Source organism: Rhodococcus sp. 05-340-2 (assembly GCF_002258915.1).
GTDB lineage: Bacteria > Actinomycetota > Actinomycetes > Mycobacteriales > Mycobacteriaceae > Rhodococcoides.
The window spans coordinates 151,978-170,327 of sequence record NZ_NOYU01000042.1 but is presented as its reverse complement, the minus strand read 5'-3'; the positions used below and the strand labels follow the sequence as shown (position 1 = coordinate 170,327).

Genomic DNA, 18,350 nt, shown 5'->3' with positions numbered 1-18,350 from the left:
TCCGGCCTTCGGTGCCGGATGCTGAAGTCGATCGTATCGGTGCCGGAGATGCCGACCGACGATCGTGGATCGTGTCCTCGGTCCCGACCGACCCGGATTCTGCGCTTTTGAAGTCTGGACGCCGGACCCGTTAACGTTACCTGCGTGAGTGCCATTCCCTATGCCGACGACGTGCTCGATCCGTCGGTGTCTTTGCTGCAGTTCGCCGATGTCGCGAAGATCCTCGACATCCCCAAGACCCGCGTCGAACAGCTCGTCCGAGATCGCCAGTTGCTCGCCCTGAAGCGTTCGCGCGTGCCCGGTGTGCCGGAGCAGTTCCTCGACGCGAGCAAGGGGACCATCGTCAAGGGGCTTCCCGGTCTGCTGGCCGTGCTGCACGACGGCGGTTACGAGGACGAGGAAATCCTGCGGTGGCTGTTCACCGAGGACGAGAGCCTGCCCGGTGCACCTGTCGCCGCTCTGCACGGCGACCTGATGCGCGAAGTGATCAGGCGCGCACAGGCGATGGCCTTCTAGCGAACCGTCGCGCGCTTCCAGCCGGTGACGGCGAACTGCGGAAGCGCGATGCGCGCTCGGGTCAACTGAGGCACCGTCGCGCGTTGGGAGAGCACGCGGTAGCCCTGTGACTCGACCTCTGCGAGGATGCGGCCGTACAGGATCGACGCCGTGCGCATCGACGGTCGCACTCGCGGATCCAGCATCTCGATGCCCGCATCGGACGTGCGGTAGATCGAGCGGGTGACGGCGATCAGGTGCGCGAGAGCGCGGGTGACCCTGGCATCGACATTTCCCGTGGTGCGGCACCATCGAAGAAGTTCTTCGTCGACGCCGAACGCCGCGAGTTCGTCGGTGGGTAGGTAGATGCGGTCGCGATCGAGGTCCTCACCCATGTCTCGGATGAAGTTGGTGAGCTGGAACGCCTCGCCGAGGGCTGCGGCGGGCGGCTCGGCCTCCGACCGCTCGACGACGGTTCCCAGGATCGGCAACATCTGCAGTCCGATGACCGCAGCGGAGCCGTACATGTACTCGCGCAACTGCTCCATCGTGCGGTAGCGGGAGACGAACATCGGGCTTCCCGGAATGTCCATGCGCATCGAGTGCATGAACGCGAAGAAATAGTCGTGCGGAATGTCGTAGCGCGCCACGGTGTCGCACAACGCGCTCAACACTCGATCGGACACGCTGTCGGACAACGGTTTTACCGCCAACGCGTCGCGCACCCGGGATTCGATCACGTCGAGTTCGACGATGCGACGGGCGTTGAGCTCGTCCGACCCCACGGCGATGTCGGTGCCCTCGAGGTCGACGATGTCGTCGACCATCCGGGCGAACCCGTACAGCGCATGCACGCCTGCGCGCTTGTCGGTGGGGAGCAGGCGTGTGGCGAGGAAGTACGTCTTGCCGTGCTGGGCGTTGAGTTCGCGACAGATGCGGTATGCCTCGTGCAGCTCCGGATCGATACCGTCCAGTTCTTTCATCACGCGGGCCTTCATGATGTGGATTCGTCTCCGGTCGGTTCCGTTGCTGGGGTCCTGGGCGCGTTCGGCACGGCACGGTGTTCCCTGGATCGGTCCGATCGTAAACGCAGCGGATCGACGCGCGTCAGGGCCAGAGCCGCGACGACCGCGGCGAAGATCGCCAGTGCGACGTGCCCGAAGGTGTACAGGCCGATCGATCCATCGGGTTGGAAGACGAGCATGAGCCACGTCGACAGACCCGTCAGGATCATCAGGGTCGTGCGCGAGAGTGCGAAGCCTGCGGCGATCGCCAACGGCCACGAGTAGTACCAGGGTAGGGCTGCGGGGGAGAGGACAACGGTGGCCACCAGGGCGATCAGGATGCCCTTGACCGCATCGCGTTCTGATCTGCGGCCCAACCACCAGGCCACCGCGAGAACGACCACCAGTGCGATCGCGCACAGCAGACGGGTGACGTCGAGAACGGGTCCGAGGCGCAGATCGAGGAACCATGATGTGCTGACGGTCACCAGGTGCGCCAGGATCGTGGGGAGCGAGAGCCAGTTGATGATCTTGGCCGATCCGGAAAGAGCGGTCAGCCAACCGATTCCGACTCCGGCGATCACGGATGCCACGGCGAACACGGCGACGAAGACGGCGGCTCCGATTCCTGCGGTCTTGACGAATGCCAGGCCGGGCGCCATCGGCGTTCGACCCTCCGCCCGCGCCTTCTCACGCAGATGGATCATCCAGATCCACACCAGGAAAGGCAGCGCCAGGCCTGCTGTGGCCTTGATCGCCACCGCGATCGCGACCAGTGCGATGCCGCCCACGTGTCTGTGCTCGAGCGTCAGCACGATCCCCGCGGTCATCAGGCCGACCATGAGCAACTCGTTGTGCACTCCGCCGATCAGGTGGATCAGGACCAGAGGGTTGAGGACGGCGAGCCACACCGCGGTGGTCGCTCGGCCGCCGAGGTGCTTCGCCAGCCGCGGAACCGCCCACATCATCAGTGCCAGACCGGGCAGCATCGTCAGGCGCAGCAGCATGGTTCCGGCGATGACGTTGTCACCGGTCAGGCTGGTGATTCCGCGACCGAGCAGCAGGAACAACGGGCCGTAGGGCGCAGTGGTGGTGGTCCAGACATTGCTGACGTTGTCGAGCAGAACTCCTGGATTGGCAACGGGTCCAACGGCATACGGGTCGAATCCGTCGCGGAGCAGTGCGCCCTGAGCCAGGTAGGAGTACGCATCGCGGCTGAACATCGGCACCGACAGCAGCAGCGGTGCGGTCCATGCCGGGACGATCCAGCGCAGTTCGCCCACGGTGGTGCGGCCGTGCAGGGTGGCGCGGCCGAGCCGAACCCATGCGGTGATCATCAGCAGTACGCCGACCCACACGATGATGGTCGAGAGTACGAATCCGTGACCGAATCGCAGCCACGACAGGTGCATCTCCTCGAGCAACGGATCGCGTCGGCGCACACTGCCCGCGCCGAATCCACCGAACACGATGCAGACGGCACCGACCACACCGAGCAGTGCGGCTTTGCCCTCGGGACTGCGCAGGAAATTGCCCGTTGCGGTCAGTCTGGACGGTCGTGGCGAAGCCGAGGGCGGGGGGCCGCCGTCCGACGATCGATCCTCGGAGGTGGAGTGCGACGAGATCGAAGACATTGCCGCCTGCTCCTCCTCTGCAACGAGTTGTGGGTCGAGATCTGTACGCCGGACGATGGTTCACGCCGATCACCGAACGATCATGGTCGCAGCAATGAGCGCGACCGGCAAACGATCGCGCTCAGCTTAGTTGGTCGACGCAGTGAATCGAACGAACCTACCGTCCGGTGGGCCCCGTCACCCGCTCTGCGGCGAGCTTTCCGGACACCAGAACCGTGGGAACGCCCACTCCCGGCGTGGTGCCCGAGCCTGCGAGGACCACGTTGTCGAGGCCGGCGACCATGTTCTTGCGTCGGAACGGCCCGGTCTGCCTGAACACGTGGGCGGACGAGAACGGAGAGCCCTCGATCATGCCCTTCTGCGCCCAGGTCTCGGGTGTGTCGATGTGATCGAGCGTGAAGCCGTCGAGCAGACCTTTGTATCCCCGAGCTTCCAGCGTCGTCAGGATCTCGGTGAGGTACGGCTGCGCCAGCTCGCCCCACGGCAGTGGAGCACTGTCGAGGTTGGGGCACGGTGCGAGGATCGACACCGGCTCGCTGCGCACTCCGCCACGCACCACTTCGAGATCGGGATCGCTCACCGACGGTCGGGTGATGAGCAGGGACGGATCGGCCATCAGGGATCCCTTGCCCGATCGTGCGGTGATGCGGCGGAAGGTCTCGGCCCATTCGTCGCCGAAGTCGATGGTGTGGTGCGCGCGGGCCGGCCACGTCGCCGTCAGCTCGACGGGAACGGTTCCGTGCGCGACGACCGCCGACGGTGACACCACGCCGTATCCGTTCCGTCGGCCCTTCTTGGACACCGCCGCTCGGTCGAGCAGTCGATCGACCACGGGCAGGTCGGCAGTGAGAACGAGTGCGTCGCAGGCGATTCGACTGCCGGCTGCGGTGACGACGGAGTCGGCACGACCTCGGTCGACGGTGATGTCGACGATCTCGGTGCCGAGTTCGAGCGTGCCGCCTGCGGTGACGAACGCGTCGGCCATGGCCTTGGCGATGGCCGCCATGCCGCCTTCGGGGAAGAACACCCCGAGTGAGGTGTCCATGTGTGCGATCGCTCCGTAGACCGCGAGGGCCTTCTGGGGTGCCATCCCTGCGTAGAGCGCCTGGAACGTGAACACGCGGCGTAGGCGGGTGTCCTTCAGGAACTTGTCGACGCGGGGCCCGAGACGGCCGAAGCCGCCCAGCTTGGTGAGCGTCGCGGTGTCGGAGATCGCAGCCTTCGATCCCACGAGATCGAGCGGTGAATCGAAGTTCGAGTCGATGAAGCGGTCGAACTCGGCGTCGAAGATGTCGGCGAGCCAGCGCCGCAGTTCGCGATATCCCTGCGCCTCGGCGGGGCCGCAGGTGCGTTCCACCTCGGCCGCCATGGCTTCGGGATCGGAGTAGACGTCGATGGACGTGCCGTCGGCGTAGCGCGTGTGATAGGACGGCGACAGTGTGGTCAGCCGAATCGGCGGCGTGGTCGACTCGAAGTCCGCACCCACAGCGGCGAGCGCCTCGAGCACCAGGTTCGGCATCGTCAACACGCTCGCACCGTTGTCGATGTCGTACAGGTGCGATCCGTCGGCGTCCGATACCGGGTACACCCCGACTCGGCCGCCCACGGTCTCGTCACGCTCGACGATGGTGACTTTCCTGCCTGCCCCCAGCAGATGCAGACCGGCGGCCAGACCGGCCAATCCCGCTCCCACGACGACGACGGTGTCGGTGGTGCCGGAGACCGTGCGGATCGAAGACATGACACTCTCTTTCAGTACTGCCGTTGGATGGCGGCGGTTGCCATGGCGCGCAGGTGCGCCGCAGCGACCGGTTCGATCGAACTGTTGTCGAGGGCTGCGACCGCCCGGGTCCCGAGCTCGTCGATCTGCTTCTCGACCGCATCCACTGCGCCGAGTTCGACGAGAATGGAACGGATGTCGGCCACTTCGTTCGCGTCGAGTTCGGTTCCGAGGCTGGCTCTGATCGTGGCTGCACGATCCGGCCGGGTCTCGTCCGCCTTCTGCAGTGCCAACGCGATCAGCACGGTGCGTTTGCCCTCGGTGATGTCGTCGCCCGACGGTTTGCCGGTCACCTCGGGATCACCGAACACTCCCAGGAGGTCGTCGCGCAGCTGGAACGCGATTCCGATGTCTGCACCGAAGTTGCGGTAGGCCGAGATCAGGTTCTCGTCGGCATCGGCGAGAGCTGCGCCCAGATGCAGCGGCCGCTCGACGGTGTACGCAGCGGTCTTGTAGCGGTTGACGCGCATCGCAGCCTCGACACTCTCGTCGGTGCCTGCCTCGGCTTCGATGTCGAGCAACTGGCCGCCGAGAACCTCGGTGCGCATCGCCGACCACACCGGCTGGACTCGCCGCGCGGCATCGGCGTCGATACCGGACTCGCGCAGTAGATCATCGGCCCAGCACAGGGCGAGATCGCCGACGAGGATGGCTGCCGATTCACCGAAATGGTCCGCGGCACCGGACCAGCCCGCGTCCCGGTGGCGCTGGGCGAAGCCGACATGCACCGTAGGGAAACCACGTCGCGTGCTGGAGGAGTCGATGATGTCGTCGTGGATCAGGGCGCAGGCCTGGATAAGTTCGAGAGCCGAACACGCCCGCAGCACTGCGTCCGCACGGGCACCGGTGGATTCACCGCCTGCACCGAGCCACGCGGTCCAGGCGAACGCGGGGCGCATGCGCTTGCCGCCACGAAGCACGAACGCCTCGAGGTCGGCCACCGCAGCGGGATAGCCGCCGCCCACGGTGTCGACTACACCTCGGCGTGAGGCGAAGAACTCGGCGAGGGTCGCATCGACGGCCGTGCGCATCGCCTTGGGGTCGTTCGCGGCGGCGGGTGTGTCGACTACGGGCGAAGAAAAGTCTCCGGACAGGACGATCCTCCAAGGTTGCTGTGGATTACATGAATTCTGAATCCCACAGTAATGGCCGTGCAAGCCCTGGACCGACGTGCAGCGAACATCTTTCGTCAGGGAGGCCCGACGGGCTTCGTTGGGGCGCAACCTATGATCTTCGGGTGAGCGAAGATTCCGTCAGGGGGCGGTCGAGTCGAGGATTCGTGACGAGGACACCGTCCATCGTCGACCGACTACGGACAGAACCCGAGGCCAGGATCCCGTTCTCGGTGGAGTTCTCGCCTCCACGAGACGAGGCCGCCGAGGCCAGGCTGTGGCGGGCGGTTCGTGAGTTCGAACAACTTCAGCCGGCATTCGTGTCGATGACCTACGGCGCAGGCGGTTCGACCCGCGATCGCACGGTGCGCGTCACCGGGCAGATCGCCGAGGAGACCACCCTGCTTCCTGTGGCGCATCTCACTGCTGTCTCGCACAGCGTGGACGAGTTGCGATCGATGGTCGGGTCCTACGCGGACCGCGGCATCACCAACATTCTCGTACTGCGCGGAGATCCCCCCGGAGATCCACTCGGTGACTGGGAGAAGCATCCGGACGGAGTCGAGTACGCGGAGGAGCTCGTCCGGCTGGTACGCGATCTCGGCGACTTCCACGTCGGCGTTGCGTCGTTCCCCGAAGGGCACCACCGTGCTGCCGACCTCGAGCAGGACACTCGCTGCCTGGTCGGCAAGTTGCGGGCGGGTGCTGAGTACTCGATCACCCAGATGTTCTTCGATGTGGACGACTACCTGCGCCTACGGGATCGCGTGTGCGCGTTCGACGCCGAGCAGGGTGCCAAACCGATCATTCCCGAGATCATGCCCATCACCTCGCTTCGGTCGGTTCGTCGGATGCTCGAGCTCTCGGGCACGACGCTCCCGTCGCACCTGGACGAGAAGTTCACTCGCGCCGCCGGATCCGGTCCTGAGGAGGACCGCGCCGCCGTCCGCGAGGTGGGCATCGAACTCGCCACGAACATCGGTGAGCGCCTGATCTCCGAGGGCGCGCCCGGATTGCACTTCATCACCCTGAACTTCGCGCGCGCGACGCGTGAGGTGCTGAGCAACCTGGGGCTTGCGGCCGCGCGAGTGTGAGACGGGTCAGGGCTGCGGCGCGGGCATCGGGCGCGACTTCCACGACAGCGCGCCACGACGCCTGCGCACGTGGGATTCCGCGACGAGTCCGACGAACGCGAGAATCGACACCGGGTGCAGTGCCGCGTCGAGTGCGTCGCCCACCCCGAACCGCGACCCCACCTCGCGCCGCCGGGTCGACAACCGAGACACCGTTCCGGCGAGGTACCCGGCGAATCCGAGGCGACGCGCGCGACCCGAGGACGTGAGCGCCGTGATCGGGGGCAACACGTACACGGCGGTCAGTGCCAGGGCAGCCGCAGCCGAACCTGCCGGTCCACCGAACTCGTTCCACAGCCACCTGCTGTAGCCGGATCGAAGTTCTGCCGCCGATCGATACATCCGGCAGCGGACGAACCCCGCACCCGACGCCACCGCCGTCGAGAATCCACGCCGACGCAGAGCACGTGCCAGATCGAGGTCCTCGGTCGCGCTCTCGGCGACGCAACCGTGGCCCCCGATGGCGCGATAGGCGGCGGCATCGAAAGCCATGAACTGCCCGCAGGCGACCGCCATCGACGGTGCGAGCGTCGCGTTGCCCAGAAGGACGGGGAGCGTGGACATCCACGACCATGCAAGCAATGGCTGGACGAGTCGCTCGACGGTGCTCTCGGCCAGTTGCTCCGGCCACGGGCACAGCAGGGAAGCGCCACGCCTTCGCAGCATCCGGGCGGCTGCCGCCACGGCCTCCGGTTCGAGTCGCACATCGGCATCGATGAACACGATCAGCGACGTCACCGGGTCGTCCTCGTCGACCAGCCTCGCGAGTTCGGCGCACGCAGCTGCCTTGCCGGTCCAGCCGGCCGGGGGAGCGACACCGGAGGTCACGATGCGAATCCTCGGATCGCCGTCCGCAGCCGCACGGGCAGCGGCCGCCGTTCCGTCGGTCGAGTCGTCGTCGAGAACGATGACTCGCAGATCAGTGCACGATCGTTGCCGCGCGAGATCGCCGATCAGCGCAGGCAGCGTCGCGACCTCGTTACGGGCGGGAATGCAGACCACGACGCGCTCGGTGACAGCCTGCTTCGGGGAGCGCAGGCTCGGCATGAACCGCGAGTTGAACACGGACACCGCGGCCGACGCCGTTGCGAGAACGCTTGCGGTCGCCGTCGTGCGCGCGAGCAAGCCGTCCTTCACGCAGACGTTCTGTCGGTGGAGCTTCCGGACTCGGTACCGCGTGCCCCGCGGACCCGCAGCGGTGGATTGCGCGAGACCCAGGCCATGGCCCCGACGATGGCCGCGACGCCGACGGTCACGCCGCCCACGATGCCGGCCCAGCCGGCGAAGCTTCGGGTGTTGGGATCGGGATAGTTGACCTCGGCGCGCATCGAGGTGACCTCGCCTGCCGGCAACTTCCACGAGATCGAGTTGTCGCTCTCGCGGGTGCCGTTGGTGGTGCCGATGCGGGCCGGGAACGCGATGGTGAACCGTACGTCCGAACCTTGAGCCGGAACGGAGGACAGATCGGCGTTGCCTGCCAGAGTGACCGTGTCACCGGAGCGCTGCAGCGTCAGCTGGAACGAACCGGCCGCGTTCTGGAAGATCGAGCCGAGGGTCTGCACGTCGCCGAACGAGAGATCGTCGAAGATGGCCTGCGACCCGACGTATCCGTCCTGGCTGTACGGCTCGACGCGAACCTTGTCCTCGATCGAGGAGGGAACCACCAGTTCGGGACCGGTGTCGGAGTCCGATGTCGGCACTGTGGCAGCCACGATCTGACCCGCGACGCGGTCGTTCGCCGACACGCCCATCGTGACCTGCACGCGCAGGCAACCGGCCAGCATCGGCGCGACCAGCAGCGCCAGTGCGACCACCGAGAGAACACGGCGGCGGTGGGTTCGATGAGATGTTCGCGATGTCGACTGCACAGCGACATCGTGCCAGGGCATCGAGGTGATGTCAGTCGGCAGGGGTTGTCAGCGAGGCGTGTCGGTACCGGAGCGATCGACGGCCGCACGCGGCTCGGACCCGAGTGGTCGACCGCGACGGGCATTCCATGACAGCCGGACATTCCACAACAGCGGGATACCGACGACGCCCATGACGACGAACCCGTACACCGCCGAGTACCGAAGTTCCGGACCGTCGAGGAACACCGCGTGCGCGAGCGCCGATCCGAGCCACGTCCACAGGAACAACCCGATGGGCACCGTGTCGTCGGATGGCTGTGGGCGACCGACGGCGCGGTCGAGCGATTCCATCACCGCAGCCATCAGCGTGGCCACCACCAGCCAGCCGAGGTAGTTGGTCAGCGGAATCGACGGCACTCCGGGCAGCCCGACGGAACCGGCGGTCCAGGTCCACTGTCCGTCGGTGACCATCTGAGGATCGAGGTAGAGGTCCCAGCCGACCATCCCCACCGCCACTGCCACGATTCGGAGTGCGGTGGCGCGCGCCTGCGTCGTGTCGAGACGGCGAACGACGAAGGTCACGGCGCACCAGATCGGGTAGAACCCGGCCGTCCACGCCAACGGAACCACGACCGGCACCTCGAACAGGCTCGGGCCCAATCGATTCTGCGCGTAGAAGTACTCGCCGAACGGGATGCCGGTTGCCGTGCCGACGAGCTCGGACGCGAACCCGGTACCTGCGGTCACGACGACGAGAATGGTGGCCCACACGACGCCGCGGTTCAGCGCCGCGTGCAGGATCGACGCGAGCGCGAGCAGGGCCACCACCGCCACCGTCACCACGTCCCTTGTCGATCCCGATACCAGTGGATAGACGATCTGGCAGCCGACAGCGGCGGCAGCCACGACGATCGGCACAACCTTCATTCCCGTTTCCTTCCGAAGAACGTGCGACGGCGGGCTGCGCGGGCGTCGGCGATCGCGATTCGCGCCGCCGACCGACCACTGGCCGCAGTGACCCCTCCGCCGGGGTGGGTCGATGCGCCGGTGAGATAGAGCCCGTCGGCACCGGGGACCCGATGTCCGGCCAGTTGAGGGTGTGGTCGCCACATCATCATCTGGTCCAACGACATGTCCAGGTGCATGATGTTGCCTCCGATCAGACCGAGCTCACGCTCGATGTCCGGCGGCGATTGAACGAACCGATCCAACACCGATCCCGCGAAACCGGGTGCGTACCGATCCAGTTCGGCCACGATCCGGTCCGCCTCGAACTCGGCCAACGAGCGCTCGCCCGGAACGTTCGATCGCCATTGTCTGCCGTCGGCGAGGGTGTGGGGATGCCACTGCGACCACAGTGAGATCTGGTGCTGTCCCGGCGGCGCGATGGTGGGATCGAGTGCGCTGAACGACATTCCCAGGACAGCCGGGGTGGGCGGCAGGTCGCCGGCGAGCGCGTGCCCGTGCGCCAACCGCAACTGGCTGCGGTCGCGTACCAGCAGCGCCAGACCGTGGGTGCCGTCCTCGATCCGGTCCGCACTCGGGTACGCCGGTAGGGCGTCGGTGGCCAGTCTGACCGCGGTACCGATCCCGGGCCCCACCCGAATCGTGCTGCGCCACCGGGCGATCTGCGCCGAGTCGTGTCCGCCTGCTTCGAGGAGGTCGAGGGTGGTCACGATGTGGCAGCCCGCCACGACTACACGGCTGTCGATCTCCCGTCCCGACGCGGTCCTGGTGGTCCAGCCGTGTGGCCGGCGTACGAGCGAGGTCACGGCGTCGCCGAGTGTCAGTTCGGCACCGTCGCGCTGCAGCCGAGCGATCATCGCCTCGGTCAGTGCGCCGCTGCCGCCGACCGCGCGGCCCGGCGGAAGGGTGTGCATGAGGGCAGCGAATCCGACCATCGGTGCGGTGCCCGGCTCGGACATCGGCGGACCCGACTGCGCGCCGAACCACGCGAGGGCGGCTTTGAGTCGTTCGCTCGAGAACATCTCGTCCAGCAGGGAATCGCCGGTGGCGAGAAATTCACGCGACAGCATGCTGCCGCCGTCGGGCGCGCCGAGGCCCCAGAAGGATCGGAGCAGTTTCGGGCCGGTCGGTGGCCCACCGAAGGCACGCATGGTGCGTTCGCTGCGAGGGCCCCAGACGGAGACGAAGGTGCGGTAGGCGCGCGCGTCGGCTGCGCCGCAGGCGGCGGCGATGGAGTCGCAGGTTCGGTCGAGGTCGCGATGGAAGACGATGCCGCGTTCGTCGGTGTCGACGGCTCCCGGCGCGAAGGCCCAGGGATCGCAGTCGATGTAGCGCAGTCCGAACTCGGCGAGTCCGAGCTCCTCGATGATGCCGGTGTGACGAATCATGATGTGCGCCGACGAACCGCGGTCGACACGGTGGCCGGGAAAGCGTTCCACCGTCGAGACCGCGCCGCCCGCGACGGTGTCGCGCTCGAGAACCTCCACCGACATACCGGCATCGGTCAGATAACAGGCAGAGGTCAGGGCATTGTGGCCGGAGCCCACCACCACAGCATCGATCACGCCTTCAGGCTACTGGCCCGTCGAGAGGCAACCGGCGGCCCAGGACTGCGAAGGGGCGTCGGTCGCCGGCGAAGGTGAAGTCGCGCAGCACGTCCTCGAACCCGAGCCGCCGGTACAGCCGCCAAGCTCGGTTGTCCTCTCCCGCGACCTCCGGTGTGGACAACATCACGTTGTCCGCGGAGACGCCGCCCAGCAGTCGGCTGCACAGTCGTCCGCCGAGCCCGTGGCCCTGAGCGCTCGGGAGGACGTGCAACTCGGTGAGTTCGAAGTAATCGTCGAGCGTGGCCTCGACACTGTGCGGGGAATGCCCCGTGCGCCGCAAGCCGTCGCGCACCTGCTGATGCCACCACTGGTGCGCGGCACCGTGGTAGCCGTATGCGACGGCCACCAGCGAATCCGGCTGGTTCGGGTCGGTGTTCGGGAGCAGTGCACCGACTGCTCGCCAGCCCGGCCGGTGCAGATGTTCGCTCCACATCGGTGCCCTGCTCTGTTCGGTTCCACGCGGATAGCCCATGGCCTCGACATAGATGGACAGTGCCTCGAACAGCCGCTGGCGGAATTCCGGGGGCGTCAGATCGACCAGGTACGGCGTTGTCTGCGCATCGGTGACGACTGTTCTCAACCTTTCTTCGGCAACTTGTCGGTGGGCACAGCTATATTGAATGTGTCGAACGGGTGTTCGACAATCGGGGCCGAGTGCGCCGGTGGCTTCGGCTCGGATCGTCGAGACGGATTCTCCGGAGTTCGACTGTAAGGCTTCGCCACGGTTCCGGCCGCGTCAGGTACGCGCCGGAGATTCGAACTGGAGGTGTTCGAGTATGACGATCACGAAGGCATTCGATGCCGGAGTGCGGTCGCCGGTGTCGCGTCAGGCTCAGGTTCTGCTGGGTCGAGCCGATGCGCTGCTGTCCGAGTCCATCGGGGAGAGCGTTGCCGGAGATCGATTTCTCGGGAGCTACGCCGCCGCGTTGAAAGGTGCGGCAGCTGTGCTGGCGTCGCTGCCGAATTCGATCGGAGCACGTCCCCGTTCACGCAGTGCATGGGTGCTGATGGCCAAGGCGGCACCGGATCTCGCTGTCTGGGCCGACTATTTCGCGTCCTTCTCGGCCACTCGGGCCGCGGTCGAGGCCGGCGCGTCGAGCACGATCGCCGATCTCGATGCCGACGATTTTCATCGGCACGTCGGTCGTTTTCTGAACTCGGTCGAGGATCGACTCGGCGGGCAGGCTCGATTCGCGTCCGTCGATCCGATGACTGCACCCTTGTCGGCGTAGCTCACCGAGCTGGACGCCGGGTGACAATCGCCACGTCATACGGTGTTCGCTCGGAGTTTTCGGGACGTCCGTCTCCAAAACTTCGGTGTTTCTCAGGAACACATCGACCGAGTAGGTGGTAAGCGGCCGATTCAGCTCGTATCATCGACAGCAGGTAGCCGCCAAGGTCAGCTTCCCGTCGTTTCGCAACCGAAATGACCTTCAATATCTGTGCAGGGGGAGGTACCGTGCCACTCTCCGAGCACGAGCAGCGCATGCTCGATCAGATCGAGAGCGCTCTCTACGCCGAGGATCCCAAATTCGCGTCTCATGTGAGGGGCGGTCGCGTACGCGCGGCGTCGAGCAGGAGGCGCTTTCAGGCTGCCGCGCTGTTCGTAGTGGGACTCGTGTTGCTCGTCGCCGGTGTTGCATTGTCGACGAACAGTCTGGCTTTTCTCGTCGTCAGTCTCATCGGTTTTTTGTTCATGTTCGGTGCCGGGGCACTGTTCCTGTTCGGCGGTTCCAACAAGGGAGCCGCAGCGTCGCAGGACGAAGGCAGCACAGCCAACGATGCTGCCGAACCGTCCGGGCGTAGTACCGGGCAGAAATCGAAGGGTGGTCGCAAGGGCGGCAGCTTCAGCTCTCGCATGGAAGATCGGTTCCGTAAGAGGTTCGAGCAGGAGTAGTCGAACGGGTTCGACGGACCGCTACCGGCTCGTCTCCACAACTTCACGCGTCAACGTAGAACAGCATCTCACCTTCGGGTGAGGTGCTGTTGTCGTTTCTGCCCTCGGACGGACGCCGCCGAATCGCCCGTAGCCCTCCGCTTCGCGTCGAGGGCCGGCTCGGCCGTCCCCGCGCACGGGAGTTCTGGGATGCCTCCCCGACATCCCCCACTTTCACCCACAGTCCCCACTTCTCCCCACTCGAGCCCCACTGGAGGATCGAGATCTGCGTTCGTTCACCACGCCCGATGTCGAGGTGCTGGTCAGGCGGCTTCAACGATGGACTCGAGCGCTGTCGCTCCCGAATCGAACCGGCGATGTCGCCCGCGGCCTCGCGGCCGACGACACCGATCTTGTGCATGCTGAGCTGCATGAATGTCATTTCGGTCAAAGTTTTCCGGCCGTGGATGGTTCGAAGTGGGGGAGAGTGGGGTAAAGTGGTCCGCAGCGGAGAGTCGAGGCTGGAGGTGGCGAGTGTTTCTCGGTACCTACACGCCGAAGCTCGACGACAAAGGTCGACTCACGTTGCCGGCCAAGTTTCGGGACGCGCTTGCAGGAGGAGTCATGGTGAGCAAGGGGCAGGATTTCAGCCTCGCTGTCTACACCGCAGCGGACTTCGCAGAGCGCTCACGGAAATTGACGGCGGCTTCTCGTGCCAACCCCAAAGCCCGTGCCTACGTTCGTCAGTTCTTTTCGGGAACCGACGAACAGCGGCCGGACGGACAGGGTCGTATCACCATCAGTCCCGAGCATCGCCGCTATGCGGGGCTCGAACGAAACTGCGTGGTGATCGGTTCGATGGACTTCATCGAAATCTGGAACGACGAAGCGTGGGCGCGCTACTCCGCTGAGAACGAGCAGGATTTCTCCGACGCTTTCGACGAGTCCCTCGGAGGGATCTTGTAGCCCCAACCAGGTCGCCTGCGAGTGCAGCGAGGCCTCTGCCCGATCAGAACCCTGACGTTCTTCCCCAACGCCAGGTTTCGCAGATCAGGACCCTGACGTTCTTCCCCAACGCCAGGTTCCCTATCGGACAGGGACCTCGATGCATTCGCATCGGCTTCGGTGGGCGACCCGCACGGCCCGGACCCGGGCGAGAAGTACGTACGCGCGACCGGGAGGAACCATGACGGAGGGCACCGGACCGGACGACAACGAGTCGTCCGCCGACCGAACCCACCGTCGATCCGCAGGTCCGGTCCACGTTCCGGTTCGACTCGAACGAGCCGACGAATTGCTCGGACCCGCACTCGAATCCACCGGCGACACCCGAGTCATGATCGACGCAACCCTCGGACTCGGCGGTCACGCCGAGCACTTCCTGCGGACCTATCCGCACCTGCATCTCATCGGACTCGACCGGGACCCCGACGCGCTCGAGCTGGCCGGAGCCCGGTTGGCTCCGTTCGCCGACCGAATCACGTTGGTGCACACGACCTACGACGGCATCGCCGACGCGCTCGACGAGGCAGGCCTGCCTGCGGTCGACTCCGTTCACGCCATCCTGTTCGACCTCGGAGTGTCGTCCATGCAGTTGGACGAGTCCGATCGCGGATTCGCGTACTCCGTCGACGCCCCACTGGACATGCGAATGAATCCGACCGTGGGAATCACCGCCGCAGACGTGCTCAACACGTACTCGCACGGCGACATCGCCCGGGTTCTCAGCACCTACGGCGAGGAACGATTCGCCGGCAAGATCGCCTCGGCTGTACTGCGTCGACGAGAGCACACGCCCTTCACCACGAGCGGCCCGTTGGTCGAATTGCTCTATGCCGCAATCCCGGCCGCGACGCGGCGCACCGGCGGACACCCTGCCAAGCGCACCTTCCAAGCACTGCGCATCGAGGTCAACGGTGAACTGGATTCGTTGAAGGCGGCGGTCCCTGCCGGGCTCGACGCGTTGGCTGTCGGCGGCCGGGTGGTCTTCATGTCGTATCAATCGCTCGAAGATCGAGTTGTCAAGCAGGAGTTGGCACCTCGGATCAAGTCGCGCAGTCCCGAGGGGCTGCCGGTCGAGCTACCCGGAATGGGTCCGGAGTTTCGGCTCCTGACCAGAGGTGCCGAGCGTGCCTCGGATGCAGAAATCGACGTCAACCCACGTTCGGCTCCGGTGAGATTGCGCGCCGCCGAACGGATTGCAAGGAGAGCGGAATGACGGTTCCAGGCACAACCGTTGGAACACAACGCAATCGGGTTCCAGCGCCGCGGCACGAACGTACGGGTAAGGGCGGTGGACGATCCGGTGCTGCACTGCGCGCATACGAGCGCAGGCAACAGCGCGCGTCGATCCACACCTCGGATTCTGCGCGTGGATCCGGAACCGGTGCGCGGCCTTCGTTGAACGGGAGCGCTATCGCAGCGCGAATTCCGTTCGTCGCCTTGATCATCGGCCTGCTCGCCATCGGTCTCGTTCTGACGTTGCTGCTGACCACTCGGTCCGCGGGCGACTCCTACGATCTCAGCGCCGCCAAGGCCGTCAATGCCGAACTGGCTCAGCAGCGGGCGTCGCTGCAGCGTGATGTCGAGTTGGCGGAGTCGGCTCCGGAGTTGGCGCGCAAGGCCGCCGAGCTCGGAATGGTCCCGGTGAAGAACTCTGCGCATCTCATCGTCGCGCCGGACGGCGGCGTCCAGGTCGTCGGTACCCCGGCTCCGGCCGACGGTGCACCGGTGGCACCACTCGATCCGGTATCGCCCGCGGCCGCAGGCGAGGGCACCGTCGCGAATCCGAGCACACAGTCACAGCAGCAGCAGCAGACGCCGAGAAGCGCCTCGCAGCCCAATCGGACGTCGGGAACGATCGACACCCGTGCCGCCACGCCGAATACAAGCAATGGAGCTGGAAACACCGCGCTTGCTGAACAATTGGTTCCCATGAGCATCCCCTCGCTCGAAACACCTGCGGTCGAAGCCCCTGAGCCCACCGGCGAAGCATCGGGTGACGGGCAGTGACCAGGCCTTCGCCTGCTCCACGCCGTCGGCCGCCGAGCCGAAAGCGTCTCGACTCGTCCACCTTTCGGTTTCGCCACGGCACCGGCCGCGTTCTGATGTACCTGGCGCTCGCCGTCGCGGCGGCCCAGTTGCTGTGGATTCAGGGATTCGACGCGCCGAGGCTGTCGGCCGAGTCGGCGTCCCAACGCACCACCACGCTCGTCGATCCGGCGATGCGTGGATCCATCCTGGACCGGAACGGCAACCCGATCGCCTTCACGATGGAGGCCAAAGCGCTGACGTTCCAACCGGTTCGGGTTCGCAAGGAACTCGACGAGGCCCGGGCGAAGGACCCGACCGAACCGGAGACGGATCAGTACCTCGAGGACATCGCCGCGCGCATCCACAGCGACCTCGGCGATGTGATCAGCGAGAAGGACCTGCTCGCGAAGCTGAAGAGCAACGACGAATTCACCTACCTCGCCCGCGGGGTGGACGCCACCGTGGCGTCGAAGATCAGCAAGGATTTCAAGCAGGTAGGACTCGAGCGTCAGGACATCCGTGAGTACCCGGGCGGATCGCTGGCCGGGAACATCGTCGGTGCCACCGGATGGGACGGACACGGTCTGCTCGGTCTGGAGGATTCGCTCGACGCGACCCTGGCCGGAACCGACGGTTCGCAGACCTACGACCGCGGATCCGACGGCGCCGTCATTCCCGGAAGCTGGCGGGACAAGCAGCCGGCCGTGAACGGTTCGAGCGTCGAACTGACCATCGATGCAGATCTGCAGTACTACGTGCAGCAGCAGGTGCAGCTGGCGAAGGACCTGTCGGGAGCGAAGAACGCCTCGGCGTACGTGCAGGATTCGCACACCGGCGAGGTGCTCGCCATGTCGAACGACAACACCTTCAACCCCGGTATCGGGGTCGGCAACAACGAGCGCACCAAGGAAATGGGCAATCTGTCCGTCACCACGCCGTTCGAACCCGGTTCGGTGAACAAGATCATCACCGCGGCCGCAGCCATCGAGTACGGACTCACCACACCCGACGAGGTGCTGCAGGTACCGGGCAGCATCTTCATGTCCGGCGTGTCGGTCAAGGATGCGTGGGACCACGGCGTCGCGCCGTACACGTCGACCGGTGTGTTCGGTAAGTCGTCGAACGTCGGCACCCTCATGCTGGCGCAGCGCGTCGGGGAGGATCGCTACGCAGACATGCTCACCAGGTTCGGCCTCGGCCAACGCAGCGACGTCGGTCTGCCCGGCGAGAGCGCGGGAAACGTACCGAGCCGTGATCAGTGGTCGGGCGGCACGTTCGCCAACCTCCCCATCGGTCAGGGACTGTCCATGACGCTGTTGCAGATGACCGGGATGTACCAGGCCATCGCCAACGACGGAGTCCGCATCCCGCCGCGGATCGTCGAAGCGACGGTGGACGCCAACGGTCAGCGAACCGAGACCCAACAGCCCGACGGTGTGTACGTGGTCAGTCCCGATACCGCGAAGACGGTCCGGAACATGTTCCGATCCGTCACCCAGGACGACACCGGAAATCAGCGCGGTACCGGAGTCGCTGCGGGCGTCGAGGGTTACCAGATCAGTGGCAAGACAGGTACGGCTCAGCAGGTCGACCCCGAGTGCAAGTGCTACTCGAACTCGAACTACTGGATCACTTTCGCCGGTATCGCGCCCGCGGACGATCCCCGCTACGTGATCGGAATCATGCTCGACGCCCCGACGCGCAGCGCGGACGGTTCGGGCGGTCAGTCGGCAGCACCGCTGTTCCACAACATCGCCAGCTGGATGCTGCAGCGGGACAGCGTGCCGATGTCCGCCGACCCCGGACCCAAGCTGGTTCTGCAGGCGGACTGAGATTCCGACCCGCCGGTTCGGGAGTCGG

General features: G+C 65.9%; 18 protein-coding genes. 8 read left to right on the top strand and 10 right to left on the bottom strand.

The features are described from left to right. The first annotated feature begins 144 nt into the window (after positions 1-144). Positions 145-516: an Rv2175c family DNA-binding protein gene (locus CH271_RS25945; protein ID WP_037192837.1), complete on the top strand. Its 372-nt coding sequence runs from the start codon at positions 145-147 to the stop codon at positions 514-516. On the opposite strand, the gene CH271_RS25940 is transcribed toward CH271_RS25945, so the two are convergent. The 4 genes from CH271_RS25940 to CH271_RS25925 form a co-directional block, all read right to left on the bottom strand. Then, positions 513-1,478 carry a phytoene/squalene synthase family protein gene (locus CH271_RS25940; protein WP_094635649.1) on the bottom strand — a complete coding sequence of 322 codons (966 nt, stop codon included), beginning with the start codon at positions 1,476-1,478 and terminating at the stop codon, positions 513-515. The genes CH271_RS25945 and CH271_RS25940 overlap by 4 nt on opposite strands. 11 nt (positions 1,479-1,489) lie before the next feature. Beyond that, positions 1,490-3,133 (bottom strand): alpha-(1->6)-mannopyranosyltransferase A, encoded by a 1,644-nt coding sequence (locus tag CH271_RS25935; RefSeq protein ID WP_094635455.1) that lies wholly within the window; start codon positions 3,131-3,133, stop codon positions 1,490-1,492. A 157-nt stretch (positions 3,134-3,290) separates the two neighbouring features. After that, a complete protein-coding gene (gene crtI / locus CH271_RS25930) occupies positions 3,291-4,874 on the bottom strand; it encodes a phytoene desaturase family protein (RefSeq protein ID WP_256986561.1) in 1,584 nt (527 codons plus the stop codon). Between the two features lie 11 nt (positions 4,875-4,885). Further along, complete coding sequence (locus CH271_RS25925) at positions 4,886-5,944, bottom strand: polyprenyl synthetase family protein (protein WP_094635454.1); 1,059 nt, start codon at positions 5,942-5,944, stop codon at positions 4,886-4,888. A gap of 248 nt (positions 5,945-6,192) precedes the next feature. Here CH271_RS25925 and metF point away from each other — a divergent pair, with 248 nt between their 5' ends. Then, a complete protein-coding gene (metF, locus tag CH271_RS25920) occupies positions 6,193-7,119 on the top strand; it encodes a methylenetetrahydrofolate reductase [NAD(P)H] (RefSeq protein WP_037192830.1) in 927 nt (308 codons plus the stop codon). Positions 7,120-7,125: 6 nt separating this feature from the next. Here the strand turns inward: metF and CH271_RS25915 are convergent, their stop codons facing one another. Genes CH271_RS25915 through CH271_RS25895 form a run of 5 tightly spaced genes read right to left on the bottom strand, consistent with a single transcriptional unit; the run spans position 7,126 to position 12,161 of the window. After that, complete coding sequence (locus CH271_RS25915) at positions 7,126-8,295, bottom strand: glycosyltransferase (RefSeq protein WP_256986560.1); 1,170 nt, start codon at positions 8,293-8,295, stop codon at positions 7,126-7,128. Next, the gene (locus tag CH271_RS25910) at positions 8,292-9,047 is read right to left on the bottom strand and encodes an LppM family (lipo)protein (RefSeq protein ID WP_179274618.1); all 756 of its coding nucleotides are present in this window, start codon (positions 9,045-9,047) and stop codon (positions 8,292-8,294) included. The genes CH271_RS25915 and CH271_RS25910 overlap by 4 nt, the downstream gene beginning before the upstream one ends. 27 nt (positions 9,048-9,074) lie before the next feature. Next, on the bottom strand, positions 9,075-9,935 hold the full coding sequence (locus tag CH271_RS25905) for a carotenoid biosynthesis protein (protein ID WP_094635452.1): 861 nt from the start codon (positions 9,933-9,935) through the stop codon (positions 9,075-9,077). Further along, a complete protein-coding gene (locus CH271_RS25900) occupies positions 9,932-11,539 on the bottom strand; it encodes a phytoene desaturase family protein (RefSeq protein ID WP_082323733.1) in 1,608 nt (535 codons plus the stop codon). Before CH271_RS25900 ends, CH271_RS25905 begins: the two co-directional genes overlap by 4 nt. 4 nt (positions 11,540-11,543) lie before the next feature. Beyond that, positions 11,544-12,161 (bottom strand): GNAT family N-acetyltransferase, encoded by a 618-nt coding sequence (locus CH271_RS25895; protein WP_037192822.1) that lies wholly within the window; start codon positions 12,159-12,161, stop codon positions 11,544-11,546. A gap of 196 nt (positions 12,162-12,357) precedes the next feature. Between CH271_RS25895 and CH271_RS25890 the strand changes: the two genes are divergently transcribed. Then, positions 12,358-12,813 (top strand): SAV_6107 family HEPN domain-containing protein, encoded by a 456-nt coding sequence (locus tag CH271_RS25890; RefSeq protein ID WP_094635451.1) that lies wholly within the window; start codon positions 12,358-12,360, stop codon positions 12,811-12,813. A 227-nt stretch (positions 12,814-13,040) separates the two neighbouring features. After that, positions 13,041-13,478, top strand: coding sequence for a DUF3040 domain-containing protein (locus CH271_RS25885; RefSeq protein ID WP_037192817.1), 438 nt, complete (start codon positions 13,041-13,043; stop codon positions 13,476-13,478). Between the two features lie 43 nt (positions 13,479-13,521). Here CH271_RS25885 and CH271_RS25880 read toward each other — a convergent pair whose 3' ends face one another. Next, positions 13,522-13,899, bottom strand: coding sequence for a hypothetical protein (locus CH271_RS25880; protein ID WP_094635450.1), 378 nt, complete (start codon positions 13,897-13,899; stop codon positions 13,522-13,524). A gap of 92 nt (positions 13,900-13,991) precedes the next feature. On the opposite strand from CH271_RS25880, the gene mraZ reads away from it, so the two are divergent. The 4 genes from mraZ (at position 13,992) to CH271_RS25860 (ending at position 18,322) form a co-directional block, all read left to right on the top strand. Beyond that, the gene (gene mraZ / locus CH271_RS25875; protein WP_027497352.1) at positions 13,992-14,423 is read left to right on the top strand and encodes a division/cell wall cluster transcriptional repressor MraZ; all 432 of its coding nucleotides are present in this window, start codon (positions 13,992-13,994) and stop codon (positions 14,421-14,423) included. 220 nt (positions 14,424-14,643) lie between these two features. After that, positions 14,644-15,675 carry a 16S rRNA (cytosine(1402)-N(4))-methyltransferase RsmH gene (rsmH, locus tag CH271_RS25870; protein WP_037192814.1) on the top strand — a complete coding sequence of 344 codons (1,032 nt, stop codon included), beginning with the start codon at positions 14,644-14,646 and terminating at the stop codon, positions 15,673-15,675. Then, a complete protein-coding gene (locus CH271_RS25865) occupies positions 15,672-16,469 on the top strand; it encodes a hypothetical protein (RefSeq protein WP_373453560.1) in 798 nt (265 codons plus the stop codon). The genes rsmH and CH271_RS25865 overlap by 4 nt, the downstream gene beginning before the upstream one ends. Continuing rightward, the gene (locus CH271_RS25860; RefSeq protein WP_094635449.1) at positions 16,466-18,322 is read left to right on the top strand and encodes a peptidoglycan D,D-transpeptidase FtsI family protein; all 1,857 of its coding nucleotides are present in this window, start codon (positions 16,466-16,468) and stop codon (positions 18,320-18,322) included. The genes CH271_RS25865 and CH271_RS25860 overlap by 4 nt, the downstream gene beginning before the upstream one ends. Positions 18,323-18,350: the final 28 nt, after the last annotated feature.

Coding starts and splice junctions, on each gene's coding strand:
- CH271_RS25910 (WP_179274618.1), bottom strand. CDS start 9,047: ATGCCCTGGCACGATGTCGCTGTGCAGTCGACATCGCGAACATCTCAT.
- CH271_RS25890 (WP_094635451.1), top strand. CDS start 12,358: ATGACGATCACGAAGGCATTCGATGCCGGAGTGCGGTCGCCGGTGTCG.
- crtI (WP_256986561.1), bottom strand. CDS start 4,874: ATGTCTTCGATCCGCACGGTCTCCGGCACCACCGACACCGTCGTCGTC.
- rsmH (WP_037192814.1), top strand. CDS start 14,644: ATGACGGAGGGCACCGGACCGGACGACAACGAGTCGTCCGCCGACCGA.
- CH271_RS25925 (WP_094635454.1), bottom strand. CDS start 5,944: ATGCGCACGGCCGTCGATGCGACCCTCGCCGAGTTCTTCGCCTCACGC.
- CH271_RS25940 (WP_094635649.1), bottom strand. CDS start 1,478: ATGAAAGAACTGGACGGTATCGATCCGGAGCTGCACGAGGCATACCGC.
- CH271_RS25905 (WP_094635452.1), bottom strand. CDS start 9,935: ATGAAGGTTGTGCCGATCGTCGTGGCTGCCGCCGCTGTCGGCTGCCAG.
- CH271_RS25865 (WP_373453560.1), top strand. CDS start 15,672: ATGACGGTTCCAGGCACAACCGTTGGAACACAACGCAATCGGGTTCCA.
- CH271_RS25880 (WP_094635450.1), bottom strand. CDS start 13,899: ATGACATTCATGCAGCTCAGCATGCACAAGATCGGTGTCGTCGGCCGC.
- CH271_RS25935 (WP_094635455.1), bottom strand. CDS start 3,133: ATGTCTTCGATCTCGTCGCACTCCACCTCCGAGGATCGATCGTCGGAC.